This window comes from Kitasatospora sp. NPDC087271 (genome assembly GCF_044744605.1).
Lineage (GTDB): Bacteria > Actinomycetota > Actinomycetes > Streptomycetales > Streptomycetaceae > Kitasatospora.
The window spans coordinates 568,394-580,897 of record NZ_JBIUYQ010000001.1; the positions used below are offsets into that span (position 1 = coordinate 568,394).

The following is a 12,504-nucleotide window of genomic DNA, read 5'->3' on the forward strand; positions in this document are numbered from 1 at the left end:
GGAACTACCTGGACTACCTGGACTACCTGGACTACCTGAGGATCAGACCGCCGGGGCCGGGTAGGTCGGGAACTCGACGCCCGAGACGTACTGGACGACCCGGATGACCTGGCAGGAGTAGCCGAACTCGTTGTCGTACCACAGGTAGAGGATCGCGTTGTCGCCCTCGACCTTGGTGGCGCCGGCGTCGACGATCGAGGCGTGGCGCGAGCCGATGAAGTCGCTGGAGACCGCGTCCGGGGAGTCGGTGTAGTCGATCTGACGCTTCAGCGGCGAGGTCAGCGAGACGTCGCGCAGGTAGTCGAGGACCTCCTCGCGGTTGGTCTCGCGGGCCAGCTGCAGGTTGAGGATGGCGATCGAGACGTCCGGCACGGGGACGCGGATCGAGCTGCCGGTGATCTTCGCCTGGAGGTCCGGGAGGGCCTTGGCGACGGCCGAGGCGGCGCCGGTCTCGGTGATCACCATGTTGAGCGGTGCCGAGCGGCCGCGACGGTCGGCCTTGTGGTAGTTGTCCAGCAGGTTCTGGTCGTTGGTGAACGAGTGGACGGTCTCCACGTGCCCGCGCAGCACGCCGTACTCGTCGTCCATCGCCTTCAGCGGCGGGACGATGGCGTTGGTGGTGCAGGAGGCGCAGGACAGGATCTGCTCGTCGGGCTTGATCGTGTCGTGGTTGACGCCGTGGACGATGTTCGGGACGTCGCCCTTGCCCGGCGCGGTCAGCACGACCTTGGCGATGCCGGGGCGCAGGTGCTTGGACAGGCCCTCCCGGTCGCGCCAGCGGCCGGTGTTGTCGATCAGGATGGCGTCCTTGATCCCGTACTCCGTGTAGTCGACCTTGGTCGGGTCGTCGGAGTAGATCACGGTGATCTCGTTGCCGTTGGCGATGATCTTGTTGTTCGCCTCGTCGACGGTGATCGTGCCCTGGAACTGGCCGTGGATGGAGTCCCGGCGCAGCAGCGAGGCGCGCTTGACCAGGTCGTCGCCGCCGCTGTCGCGCACGACGATGGCCTTCAGGCGCAGGCCGTTGCCGGAGGCCTTCTCGATCAGCAGGCGGGCGACCAGGCGGCCGATCCGGCCGAAGCCGTAGAGGACGACGTCGCGGGCGTCGCGGCGCTCCAGCTTGTTCTCGCCGGTGGCGCCGGAGACGGCCCGGGCGGTGAACTCCTCGACCGACAGGCCGTGGTCGTCGGCCCGGTAGGTCGCGGCGAGCATGCCGATGTCGATCTGCGAGGGGCCGAGGTCCAGGGTGGTCAGCGCACTCAGGAAGGGCATCGTCTCGGTGACCGAGAGCTCCTCGCCGGCTATCTGGCGGGCGAAGCGGTGCGTCTTCAGGATGCTGACCACCGACTTGTTCACCAGGGACCTGCTGTGCAGCAGGACGGTCACGTCCCGCTCGCGGTGCAGTCGCCCGATGATCGGGATCATCGACTCCGCGATCTCCTCGCGGTTCTTCCAGTCCGTGAACACGTCGTCGTTGACAGTCACAAGTCCATCTTTCGAGCTGAGGGTGTTGCGCACATGGTAGCTTCGCCCGCCCCCACCCCTTCGGCCGGTCCCTCCCCCCGCCTGCCCGGCCGCGCCCCGCCCGCACCGCCCGGACCTGCGGCTTCGTCCCGACCGGGGCCCACCGCCCCGACGCCCGCCCACCGCGAAGGTGATCACCGCCACCCCCGGGGCCGGTCGCGGGAGCCTCGCCCGCGCCGGATTTGCCGGGGGTGCGGGGTGGTGGGGTAATGGAAACGACCCGTGCTTGAGCGTTCCGCGAACGACCCGGGAGCAGCCATGACAGACGGTCCCGAGCCCATCAGTGCCGAGGCCCTGCGCGCCGTGCAGGAGGAGTTGGCCGAGCTGCGCGGCGAGCGGGCGAAAGTGGTGGGGACGCTGCGCGGGGAGGACGTCGGGGACCGGGCGGACGCGGCGGACGAGTTGCAGCGGGCCGACGACGTCGCCCGGCTGGACGAGCGGATCGCCGAGCTGGAGGCCCGGGTCCGCGAGGGGGCCGCCGCCGGGCCGCCGTCCACGGAGGTGGTGGGGGTGGGCTCCACCGTCACCGTGCGGTTCGCGGACGGGGTGGAGGAGACCGTCGAGGTGGCGGAGCTCGCCGAGGTGCGGGAGGAGACCCTGGTGACCGCAGACAGCCCGCTCGGGCGGGCGCTGCTCGGGCGGCATGCCGGGGAGACCGTGAACTACGAGGCGCCGAACGGCGCGGCCAGCGCGGTCGTGCTGTCGGTCGGCGAACGGAGGGCTTCGTGAACTCCCCCGACGGCCGCGCGCGGGACGACTCCGCGCAGGACCCCACGCAGAACCACGCCGCCCGGAACCGCCCCGCCCGGGACGAGCCGGCCGTGGGCCCCGATCCCGTCGGGCCGCCGCAGTTCGCGCCGTACCACCACCCGGCCGCCGGCTGGGGTGCCGCGAAGAGCGTGACGCGCTTCCTGGTGAAGGAGGGCGCGTACGTGGACGGGCCCCGGGCGATCATGCGGATGAACCACGAGAACACCGGGTTCGACTGCCCCGGGTGCGCCTGGCCGGACGACACCAAGGGCCTGCACCTGGACATCTGCGAGAACGGCATCAAGCACGTCACCTGGGAGATGACCCGCAAGCGGGTCGGCCGCGAGTTCTTCGCCGCCCACTCGGTGACCGAGCTGTCCGGGTGGAGCGACTTCGCGCTGGAGGACCAGGGCCGCCTCACCGAGCCGATGGTGTACGACGCCGCCTCAGACCACTACGTCCCGATCAGCTGGAAGGACGCCTTCGAGCTGGTCGGCCGCACCCTGCGCGAGCTGGACGACCCGAACCGGGCCGCCTTCTACACCTCCGGCCGGCTCGGCAACGAGGCCACCTTCCTCTACCAGCTGATGGCCCGCGAACTGGGCACCAACAACCTGCCGGACTGCTCCAACATGTGCCACGAGGCCAGCGGACGCGCCCTCCAGGCCTCGCTGGGCACCGGGAAGGGCACGGTCGACCTCAAGGACTGGGAGGTCACCGACGCGCTGTTCATCATGGGCGTCAACGCCGCCTCCAACGCGCCCCGGATGCTCACCGCCCTCGCCGACGCGCACCGTCGCGGCGCGCAGATCGTGCACATCAACCCGCTGATCGAGGCGGCCGCCACCCGCACCATCGTCCCGCACGACTTCGTGGACATGGCGCTGTTCAAGTCCACGAAGACCAGCACGCTGAACCTCCAGCCGCGCATCGGCGGCGACATGGCGCTGGTGCGCGGCATGGCCAAGGCGATCCTGGAGCAGGCCACGGCCGACCCCCGGGCCCTGGACCGGCAGTTCATCGAGCGCCACACCACCGGGTTCGAGGCTTACCGCGAGCTGTGCGGGGCCACCCCCTGGGAGGAGATCGAGCGGCAGAGCGGGCTCGGCCGGGCCGAGGTCCTCAAGGCCGCCCGGGTCTACCGCGACGCCGACCGCTCCATCGTCAGCTGGTGCCTGGGCGTCACCCAGCACGAGCACGGCGTGGACACCGTGCGGGAGATCGTCAACCTCCTGCTGCTGCGCGGCAACCTGGGCCGCGAGGGCGCCGGCCCGTCGCCGGTGCGCGGGCACAGCAACGTCCAGGGCAACCGCACCTGCGGCATCGACCACCGCCCCTCACCCGAGTTCCTGGACCGCCTCGCCGAGGCCTGCGGGATCGACCCGCCGCGCGCGCACGGCCTGGACACCGTCTCCGCCATCGAGGCGATGCGGCGCGGCGAGGTGACGGTCTTCGTCGCCATGGGCGGCAACTTCGCGCTCGCCGCGCCCGACACGCCCTACACCCACGAGGCGCTGCGCGGCTGCGAGTTGACCGTCCAGGTGAGCACCAAGCTGAACCGCAGCCACCTGGTGCACGGCCGCCGGGCGCTGATCCTGCCGTGCCTGGGCCGCACCGAGAAGGACCACCAGCGCGGCGGGGTGCAGAGCACCTCGGTCGAGGACTCGATGAGCATGGTGCACCTGTCCGTCGGCATGAAGCGCCCGGCCTCCCCGCACCTGCTGTCCGAGCCCGCCATCGTCGCCGGGATGGCCCGCGCGGCGCTGCCGGACAGCGGGACACCGTGGGAGTGGTACATCGAGGACTACGACCGCATCCGCGACACCATGTCCCGGGCCCTGGACGGCTTCGAGGACTTCAACCGCCGGGTGCGGCTGCCCCTCGGGTTCCGGATCAAGCAGCCGGCCCGCGAACTGGTCTTCCTCACCCCCTCCGGGCGGGCCGAGTTCTCCACCGCCCCGCTGCCCGACGTCGTCCCCGCCCCGGGCACCCTGGCGCTGGGCACCATGCGCTCCCACGACCAGTGGAACACCACGATCTACTCCGACAACGACCGCTACCGGGGCGTGCGGAACCTGCGCACGCTGGTCTTCCTGAACACCGACGACATGCGCGAGCGCGGCATCGCCGAGTTCGATCCGGTCGACATCACCAGCACCGCGAAGGACGGCAGCACCCGCACCCTGAACGGCTACCTCGCGATCCCGTACGACATCCCGCGCGGCTGCGCGGCGGGCTACATGCCCGAGATGAACGTGCTGTGCGCGATCGGCGACCACAGCACCCAGAGCGACCAGCCGATCATGAAGCACCTCAAGGTCACCGTCACCAAGGCGTAGGAACCGAGGACGGCGCCCACTCCAGACGCCCACTCCTTAACGCCTACTCCTGAACGCCCGCTCCTGAACGCCTACTCCGACGGCTGCGGCGTCCAGCGGTGCAGGCCCTTGCGGTCGTAGTACCGGGTCATCCCGAAGCCGAAGGCCAGGGCGAGCAGCACGCCGACCGCGATCATGGTCCAGCCCCGGGCCAGGCCCGAGTCCGCCCGGGCGTCGAAGAACAGGATCGCCCGGATGCCGTCGCTGAGCTGGCGCATCGGCTCGAAGACGCTGAGGAAGCGGTAGAAGCCGGGCACCGCCTGGAGCGGGATGGTCGCCCCCGAGGAGGGCAGCGCCAGCGCGATGAAGACGAACATGGACACCAGCTGCCCGATCCCGCCGAACGCCGCGTTGATCGCCTGGACCCCGAGGCCGACGGCGAGGCTGGCGCAGTAGGCGAAGACCCAGAGCAGCGCCTGGTGCGGGGCGTCCATGCCGAGGACGGTGACCGAGCAGAGCATCACCAGGGTGGTGGTGAGCAGCATGATGCCGGCCGTCATGACCATCTTCAGCAGCAGGGTCTGGGTGCGGGTGATCGGGACGGTCGGGCGCCGGGTGTGCCAGGGGCCGAGCTCGCTGTCGCTGTAGCCGAGCGCGGTGTCGACGCCGTTGTGGATGATGTTGCCGCCGATGAAGCCGGTCAGCACGGCCAGCAGGGTGTAGTAGAAGGCGCTCAGGCCGAGCCCGCTGTGGGCGCCGATCGGGTGGCCGACCCGGGTGGTGACGGCGAGCGGGTCGGCGAGCAGCAGCCGCGCGGTGGCGCTGGTGCCCGTGCCCGTGCCTGAGCCGGAGCCGGCGGAACCGGCCGGCGGCGCGGCCGCGGTCAGCTCCTTGCCGAGCGCCAGCGAGGCCTGGTGGGCGGCGGACTGGGTGATCTGGGAGGCCAGGGAGGAGCCGAGGCTGCCGAGGCCGGGGTTGGTCAGCACCGTCAGGGTGGGCCGTTCGGTGGCCCGGCCGGTGGTCAGTGCCGCCACGTCGGCGGTGAACGCCTGCGGGACGAGCAACGCGCCGTAGACCTTCCCGGTGGAGAGCTGGTCCATCGCCTCGGCCTGGTCGACCTGGCGCCAGTCGACGGTGCTGCCGGGCGTCCCGGCGACGATCTCCCGGCTGAGCCGCGCGCCCAGGGTCTCCGCCCGGCCCGGCGGCGGCGGGCCCTGATCCGCGTTCACCAGGGCGATCGGGAGCCGGTGCAGGTGCCCGGTCGGGTTGAGGATGCCGCCCATGTAGAGCAGCGAGAGCACCACGGCCAGCAGGCCGCACAGGATGCTCGGGACGAGCCACAGCTTCGCGTGGCGGGCGAGCACGAGGGCCCGCGCCTGCCGGGGACCGCCCTGGGAGCCTGCGGACGCCATGCCACCCCTCGGATTCGGGCGCAACCTGGTGCTGCTGCCGATGCGGTGGGAAGTCGTTCCGTGGCGGCCCGGCGGCAAAACCCCACGTCACCCGATCCGCCCCGCCGCCCCCCGCAACCCCCCGCCGCGCCTCGGCCGGGACGACCGGAGACAGAAGGTAAAGGTTCTACCAAGTACGCAAGTATTGGCCTCCGCGCGGTCTATGCTTCTGGAGGTTTGAAGAAGGCACCTCGTTCGGTGAGGCTTCTTCACGGACACAGGCCACTGATCCGACGACGTCGAGAGACGCCCAGGGTTAGGACAGATCTTCCCGACCTAAGGGTTGATCCGAAGTGGCTTCCGGCCCGACCGGGCTGGACACGCCGTGGAGTGCCAAAGCTCTGACGAGTTGGGGTGAACCGGCGGTCGCTTCGCGCGCCGGCGAACTCCTTGCCGCGTCGATCACACGCACCACGGGGTGCGTCGACCGGGAGGAGGCGAGAGACATGGATTGCAGTAGTCCGGGCCACAGTTGCCCCTACCCCCGCCTGTCCTCGCACACTCCCGGCACGCGGTAACGACCCTCCCTGCGAACGTTTCTGACGGTTCATCACCTCAACTCCCGGCTTCGCCGCGCCCGAACGGGCCCGCACCGCCGGGTGGCGATGCGCCGCGCCCGTCCGCAGGGGGATCGCCGCCGTGCGCCCCCGATCGCCCCGCCTGCCCCGGGGCCCACGGGAGGATCGTCATGACCACCAACGCCACGCTCAACTCCAAGGTCCCCGCCCCGCGTTCAGCGGTACTGGACGACGCCCACGTCGGCGACATCAGGGGTGCGCTCGGCACCATCCGGCTCGACGACACCACGCCGCGCCACGGCCTGTCCGCAAGACTCAAGACCCTGCTCGCCATCGTGGGCCCCGGCCTGATCGTGATGGTCGGCGACAACGACGCGGGCGCCTTCTCGACGTACGGGCAGGCGGGGCAGAACTACGGCACACAGCTGCTGTGGACGCTGCTGATGCTGGTCCCGGTGCTGTACGTGAACCAGGAGATGGTGCTGCGCCTGGGCGCCGTCACCGGTGTCGGCCACGCCCGGCTGATCCTGGAGCGCTTCGGGAAGTTCTGGGGCGCGTTCAGCGTCATCGACCTGTTCCTGCTGAACGCGCTGACGCTGGTCACCGAGTTCATCGGTGTCACCCTGGCCGCCGGATACCTCGGGCTGCCGAAGGTGGCCGCGGTGGTGCTGGCGGCGGTGGTGATCATCGCCTCGGCGTTCACCGGCTCGTTCCGGCGCTTCGAGCGCGTCGCGGTCACGCTGTGCGTGGGCTCGCTGCTGCTGGTGCCGATCTACTTCATGGTCCACCCGAAGACCTCGCAGATGGCGCACGACTTCGTGGTGCCCGGCATGCCGGGCGGCTCGGGCCAACTGGCGGCCGTGATGCTGGTGATCGTCTCCATCGTGGGCACCACCGTCGCCCCGTGGCAGCTGTTCTTCCAGCAGTCGTACGTCATCGACAAGCGGATCACGCCGCGGTTCATGAAGTACGAGAAGGTCGACCTGTGGATCGGGATCGCCATCGTCATCATCGGCGCCGCCGCGATGATGGGCTTCACCGCCGCGGCCTTCGCCGGCACCGACGGCTTCGGCCAGTTCTCCGACGCGGCCGCCGTCGCCAAGGGCCTTGAGGACAAGGCCGGACACGTGGTGGGCGTGCTGTTCGCCATCGCGCTGCTGGACGCCTCGATCATCGGCGCCTTCGCCGTCTCCCTCTCCACCGCCTACGCGATCGGCGACGTGTTCGGCATCAGGCACTCGCTGCACCGGGGCGTCAAGGGCGCCAAGGGCTTCTACGCGATCTACGCGGGCCTGGTGGTCGCGGCGGCCGCGATCACGCTGCTGTCCACCGGCTACACCCAGGGCCTGATGACGCAGTTCGTCCAGGTGCTGGCGGGTGTGCTGCTGCCCTCGGCGACGGTGTTCCTGCTGCTGCTCTGCAACGACAAGGCCGTGCTGGGGCCGTGGGTCAACGGGCCCAAGACCAACGCCTTCACCTCCGCCGTGGTCGGGGTCCTGGTGATGCTGTCGCTGATCCTGACCGCCGCCGTGGTCTGGCCCGACATCAGCTCGCAGGCGATCCTGTGGATCATGGCCGGCTGCGGCGTGGCGGGCGTGCTGGTCGCCGGGTACTTCTTCACCTTCGGCCGCACCGCCACCAAGGAGGACCCGATCGACCGCACCGGTCGCGAGGAGTGGCGGATGCCCCCGCTGGAGACCCTCGGCAAGCCGGTCATGTCCACCGCCCGCAAGGTCGGCATGGGCGCCCTGCGCGCCTACCTCCTGGTCGCGATGGTGATGGTCATCATCAAGATCGTCCAGACCGCGCTCAACCACTGAGCCGCCGCCGGGGCGGCGCCCGACAGTGCCGCCGCCCCGGCCCCGACCCGGAAACCTCGACCGCCCCGCACCCGGGGAAGGAAGGAAGTACGGCCATGCGCACCGCCCTTCACCACCACTGCCCGCGCGTCCGCCTCGCCCTGCACGACGACGTCGAGAGGGACTACCGCCTCGACGACCCCGGCGCCTGCCCGCACTCCGGCACGCCCAACACCCGGGCCTCCGCGTACGAGCCGCGCGTGCACCTGGCCTACCTGCTGGCCCGCCAGGGCCACCGCCCGGACTGGCTCGCCGACTTCGCGGACCTCCCGCCGGCCGCCGCGCGCCGCCTCAGCCGCGCCGCCGCCCGCCACCGGCCGCACGGCTGACGCCCCGCCGACCGCACCACCCGCGCCCTCGCGCACCCCCTCCACCCGCCGCCCCGTCACGGAGGTGACCTGCCATGTCCATCGTCGCCGCGTTCCACCCCTCCCTCCCGTCCGCCGGCCGCGGCCGCCTGCGCGCCGCGCTCGCCGCCGTGGGCCGACGCCTGGCGGAGAGCCCGCTGGACAGCCCCGTCCTGCACGCCGTCACGGCCCCGGCCCCGGCCGCCGCCTCCGCCGACCGCCCCGCCCGGCTGCGGGCCAGCTGGCGGACCGTCACGGCCCCGGACGGCACCGCCCGGCTGGAAGCCTCCTGGCACCCCTGGCACCCCGCCCGCTGACCACCCGTACCGATGCGTACAGATCCGCACCGACCCGCCGAAGGAGCATCCGCCATGGCCGTGCGCTACCCCAGGCTCGAAGCCATCTTCTCGGACCACACCGCCGCCGCCCCGCCCCGGCGTCCGCGCCCCGCCCCGGCCCCCCGGCCCGCCGTCGACCCGGACACCGGCCTGGTGGTGGACCCCGAACAGCGCACCGTCACCGTCGACGGGCAACAACTGACCCTCCCCTACCTGGAGTTCGAGCTGCTCGCGCACCTGGTCGACAACCCGCTGCGGGTCCACTCCCGCCGCCAGCTGATGGAGACGGTCTGGGGCCGACCGGACACCGGCGACACCCGCACCGTCGCCACCCACATCGCCCGGATCCGCCGCAAGCTCGGCCCCGGCCACCGGGAGGCGATCGCCACCGTCCGCCAGATCGGCTACAAGTACGACCCCCGCCTGACCCGCGTCGCCTGACCGCCGTCCGGCCGCGCCGCCCGAGGCCCGATCGCCCGCCCCGGCGGCACCCCGCCGGCCGCCACCCCACCGAAGGAGGACACCGTCGTGACCAGAACCGCCCTGTTCCCCTGGACCAGCAGAGGGACGGCGCTGTGCGGCGTCCTGCTCCTCCTCACCCTCCAGGGGATCGCCGTCGGCGTCGCCCCGGGGCGGCTGCGGATCTTCCTCTCCGGCGTGCTCATCGGTGCCTCGGCGGCCGGGCTGCTCCTCGCCCTGCTGCTCGCCCGCAGCGGGCGCGGCACCGCCCGACCCGCCGCCCCCGACGAGGACGACACCCAGTGGTTCAGCGCCCGCTCCCTGGACGGGTTCCCGATGGAGCAGGTCCGACCGCTGCTGCTGTCGCCCGGCGCCCCCGGCCTGAACCGGCTCTACACCGCCTGGGTGTTCGCCACCCACGGGCACGACCCCCAGTGGATCGCCCACCACCTCGACCTGTCCACCCCGACCGCCCGGCTGCTGGTCACCGCGGCCCGGCACCACACCGCTCCCGAGAGGAGGCCGCAGTGATCACGGCCCTCGACCACGTCCAGCTCTCCGCACCCCCCGGCAGCGAGGCCCTGCTGCGGGCCTTCTACGGCGACGTCCTGCAGATGGCCGAGATCCCCAAGCCCCGGCCACTGACCGGGGGCGGCGGCTGCTGGTTCGCCGCCGACGGCGGCCGGGTCCGGCTCTACCTCGGCATCGAGGAGCGCTTCCGCCCCAGCACCAAGGCCCACCCCGGGATCGCGGTCTCCGAGATCGACGACTTCGCCTCGCGGCTGTCCGAGCTCGGCGCGCTCGTGGTGTGGGACGACAGCCTGCCGCCCCGGCGCCGCTTCTACACCACCGACCCCGTCGGCAACCTGCTGGAGTTCGTCGAAGCGGCCTGAGCCGGCGCGCGGAGGAACCCCGGATCCATTTGCCTACGGACGTACCCGAGGAGCAGACTGCCCGGGGCCCGCAGGACGGGCCGGGACGACACCAGACGACACCACCGGAGGAGGCGGCCATGGGCGAAGACCCTCCCAGTACGCGCCGCCGTACCGGCCGCCTCCCCCACGCCCGACCGCGCGCCTGACGCTACGGCCCGGGGGGACGCGGCGTTCGTCCCGATCCCGCTGACGTCGCACGCACCTCTCCCGACCCCGGGGCCCCGGGTGCGCGCCGGAGGTGCACCCCATGACCCTGCCGAAGCCGGCCCCGGGCGCCGCCCGGGGCTCACTGCCGTCCCGGACGGCCGCCCGCCTGGCCCGGATGACCTGGGTGGACGCGCTCGTCGCGGCCGCCGTCCTGGTGCTGCTCTACCTCGCGCTGCGGGTCGGGCAGGGCACCACCGTCCGGTTCTCCACCGGCCGGAACGCGGCGGTCGACACCGACCCGGCCCGGCTGCCGTACGACGCGGCCCGCTCGCTGCTGCGGATGTTCGCCGCGCTCGCCGTGTCGGTGGTCTTCACCTTCGGCTACGCCTACGCCGCGGCCCGCAGCCGCCGGCTGGAGCGGGTCCTGATCCCGGCCCTGGACATCCTCCAGTCGGTGCCGGTGCTCGCCTTCCTGACCGTCGCGGTGACCGGCTTCCTCGCCCTGTTCCCCGGCTCCGTACTGGGCCTGGAGTGCGCGGCGGTGTTCGCCATCTTCACCTCCCAGGCCTGGAACATGACCTTCGGCTTCTACTGCTCGCTGGTCTCGCTGCCGCCCGAACTCGACGAGCTGTCGCGCTCGTTCCGCTTCACCCGGTGGATGCGGTTCTGGAAGGTCGAACTGCCCTCGGGCATGATCGGCCTGGTCTGGAACGGCATGCTGAGCTTCGGCGGCGGCTGGTTCTTCCTGGTCGCCTCCGAGGCGATCAGCGTCGACAACCAGCGCTACGCGCTGCCCGGGGTCGGCTCCTACGCGGGCGCGGCCATCGCCGCCGGCGACCTCGGCCGGGTCGGCTGGGCGATCGCCACCATGGCCGTCCTGGTGGTCGGCGTCAACCTGCTGTTCTGGCGCCCGCTCACCGTCTGGGCCGAACGCTTCAAGAACGAGCAGTCCGAGGCCACCGAGGTGCAGCGCTCCGTCGTGCTGGACCTGCTGCGCCGCTCCCACTGGCCCGGGCTGCTCGGCCGGCTGCTGCGCCCGGGGTGGCGGGCGCTCTCCCGGGCCGGGCGCCTGCTGGGCACCGACGACCGCCCGCTGGCCGTCGACCCCGGGCGGCGGCGCGCCGGGGACGCCGCCTTCGCCGCCGTCGCCGGCGGCCTCGTGCTCTGGGGCCTGGTCGACCTCGGCCGCTACCTGCACGGCGCGACCGGCCTCGGCGTGTTCGGCGAGCCGCTGCTGCTCGGCCTCGCCACCCTCGCCCGGGTCGTCGTCCTGGTGACCGTCGCCACCCTGGTCTGGGTGCCGGTCGGCGTGCGGATCGGCTTCTCCCCCCGGCTGACCCGGATCGCCCAGCCGCTGGTGCAGGTGCTCGCCAGCTTCCCGGCCAACTTCCTCTTCCCGCTGGTCGTCTGGCTGCTGCTGCGGACCGGGCTGTCGATCGACCTCGGCGGCGTCCTGCTGATGGCCCTCGGCGCCCAGTGGTACATCCTGTTCAACACCATCGCCGGCGCCATGGCCATCCCCACCGACCTGCGCGAGGCCATGGACGACCTGGGCGTGCGCGGCTGGCAGCGCTGGCGACGGCTGATCATCCCCGGGATCTTCCCGGCCTACGTCACCGGCGGACTCACCGCCTCCGGCGGCGCCTGGAACGCCTCCATCGTCTCCGAGGTCGTCACCTTCGGCGGCACCACGCTCACCGCCACCGGCCTCGGCGCGTACATCGCGCGGGCCACCGAGCACGGCGACTACCCGCACCTGCTCGCCGGGGTGGCGGTGATGAGCCTGTACGTCGTCGCCCTCAACCGGCTGCTCTGGCGCCGCCTCTACCGCCTGGCCGAGCGCCGCTACTCGCTCTGA

General features: G+C 72.1%; 11 protein-coding genes and 1 riboswitch. Of the genes, 9 read left to right on the top strand and 2 right to left on the bottom strand.

Features of this window, described 5'->3' with window-relative positions:
* Positions 1–42: 42 nt before the first annotated feature.
* Complete coding sequence (locus ACIO9K_RS02385) at positions 43–1,485, bottom strand: glyceraldehyde-3-phosphate dehydrogenase (RefSeq protein ID WP_363588319.1); 1,443 nt, start codon at positions 1,483–1,485, stop codon at positions 43–45.
* Positions 1,486–1,782: 297 nt separating this feature from the next.
* Here ACIO9K_RS02385 and ACIO9K_RS02390 point away from each other — a divergent pair, with 297 nt between their 5' ends.
* On the top strand, positions 1,783–2,253 hold the full coding sequence (locus ACIO9K_RS02390; protein WP_363624342.1) for a GreA/GreB family elongation factor: 471 nt from the start codon (positions 1,783–1,785) through the stop codon (positions 2,251–2,253).
* Positions 2,254–2,345: 92 nt separating this feature from the next.
* A complete protein-coding gene (locus ACIO9K_RS02395) occupies positions 2,346–4,613 on the top strand; it encodes an FdhF/YdeP family oxidoreductase (protein ID WP_363624452.1) in 2,268 nt (755 codons plus the stop codon).
* 71 nt (positions 4,614–4,684) lie between these two features.
* Here the strand turns inward: ACIO9K_RS02395 and ACIO9K_RS02400 are convergent, their stop codons facing one another.
* Positions 4,685–6,004 carry a YhgE/Pip domain-containing protein gene (locus ACIO9K_RS02400; protein WP_400326286.1) on the bottom strand — a complete coding sequence of 440 codons (1,320 nt, stop codon included), beginning with the start codon at positions 6,002–6,004 and terminating at the stop codon, positions 4,685–4,687.
* Between the two features lie 222 nt (positions 6,005–6,226).
* Positions 6,227–6,404, top strand: a riboswitch (M-box (ykoK) riboswitch).
* A 327-nt stretch (positions 6,405–6,731) separates the two neighbouring features.
* On the opposite strand from ACIO9K_RS02400, the gene ACIO9K_RS02405 reads away from it, so the two are divergent.
* The 7 genes from ACIO9K_RS02405 to ACIO9K_RS02435 all read left to right on the top strand — a co-directional run bounded on the left by ACIO9K_RS02405 (position 6,732) and on the right by ACIO9K_RS02435 (position 12,504).
* The gene (locus tag ACIO9K_RS02405) at positions 6,732–8,381 is read left to right on the top strand and encodes an NRAMP family divalent metal transporter (protein ID WP_400326289.1); all 1,650 of its coding nucleotides are present in this window, start codon (positions 6,732–6,734) and stop codon (positions 8,379–8,381) included.
* Positions 8,382–8,476: 95 nt separating this feature from the next.
* Complete coding sequence (locus ACIO9K_RS02410) at positions 8,477–8,749, top strand: hypothetical protein (RefSeq protein WP_400326292.1); 273 nt, start codon at positions 8,477–8,479, stop codon at positions 8,747–8,749.
* 74 nt (positions 8,750–8,823) lie between these two features.
* Positions 8,824–9,084: a hypothetical protein gene (locus ACIO9K_RS02415; RefSeq protein WP_400326295.1), complete on the top strand. Its 261-nt coding sequence runs from the start codon at positions 8,824–8,826 to the stop codon at positions 9,082–9,084.
* A 54-nt stretch (positions 9,085–9,138) separates the two neighbouring features.
* Positions 9,139–9,546: a winged helix-turn-helix domain-containing protein gene (locus ACIO9K_RS02420; protein ID WP_400326298.1), complete on the top strand. Its 408-nt coding sequence runs from the start codon at positions 9,139–9,141 to the stop codon at positions 9,544–9,546.
* 87 nt (positions 9,547–9,633) lie between these two features.
* Positions 9,634–10,095 carry a hypothetical protein gene (locus tag ACIO9K_RS02425; protein ID WP_363589661.1) on the top strand — a complete coding sequence of 154 codons (462 nt, stop codon included), beginning with the start codon at positions 9,634–9,636 and terminating at the stop codon, positions 10,093–10,095.
* On the top strand, positions 10,092–10,457 hold the full coding sequence (locus tag ACIO9K_RS02430) for a glyoxalase (RefSeq protein ID WP_363623397.1): 366 nt from the start codon (positions 10,092–10,094) through the stop codon (positions 10,455–10,457). The genes ACIO9K_RS02425 and ACIO9K_RS02430 overlap by 4 nt, the downstream gene beginning before the upstream one ends.
* Positions 10,458–10,746: 289 nt before the next feature.
* Positions 10,747–12,504: an ABC transporter permease gene (locus ACIO9K_RS02435; RefSeq protein ID WP_400326302.1), complete on the top strand. Its 1,758-nt coding sequence runs from the start codon at positions 10,747–10,749 to the stop codon at positions 12,502–12,504.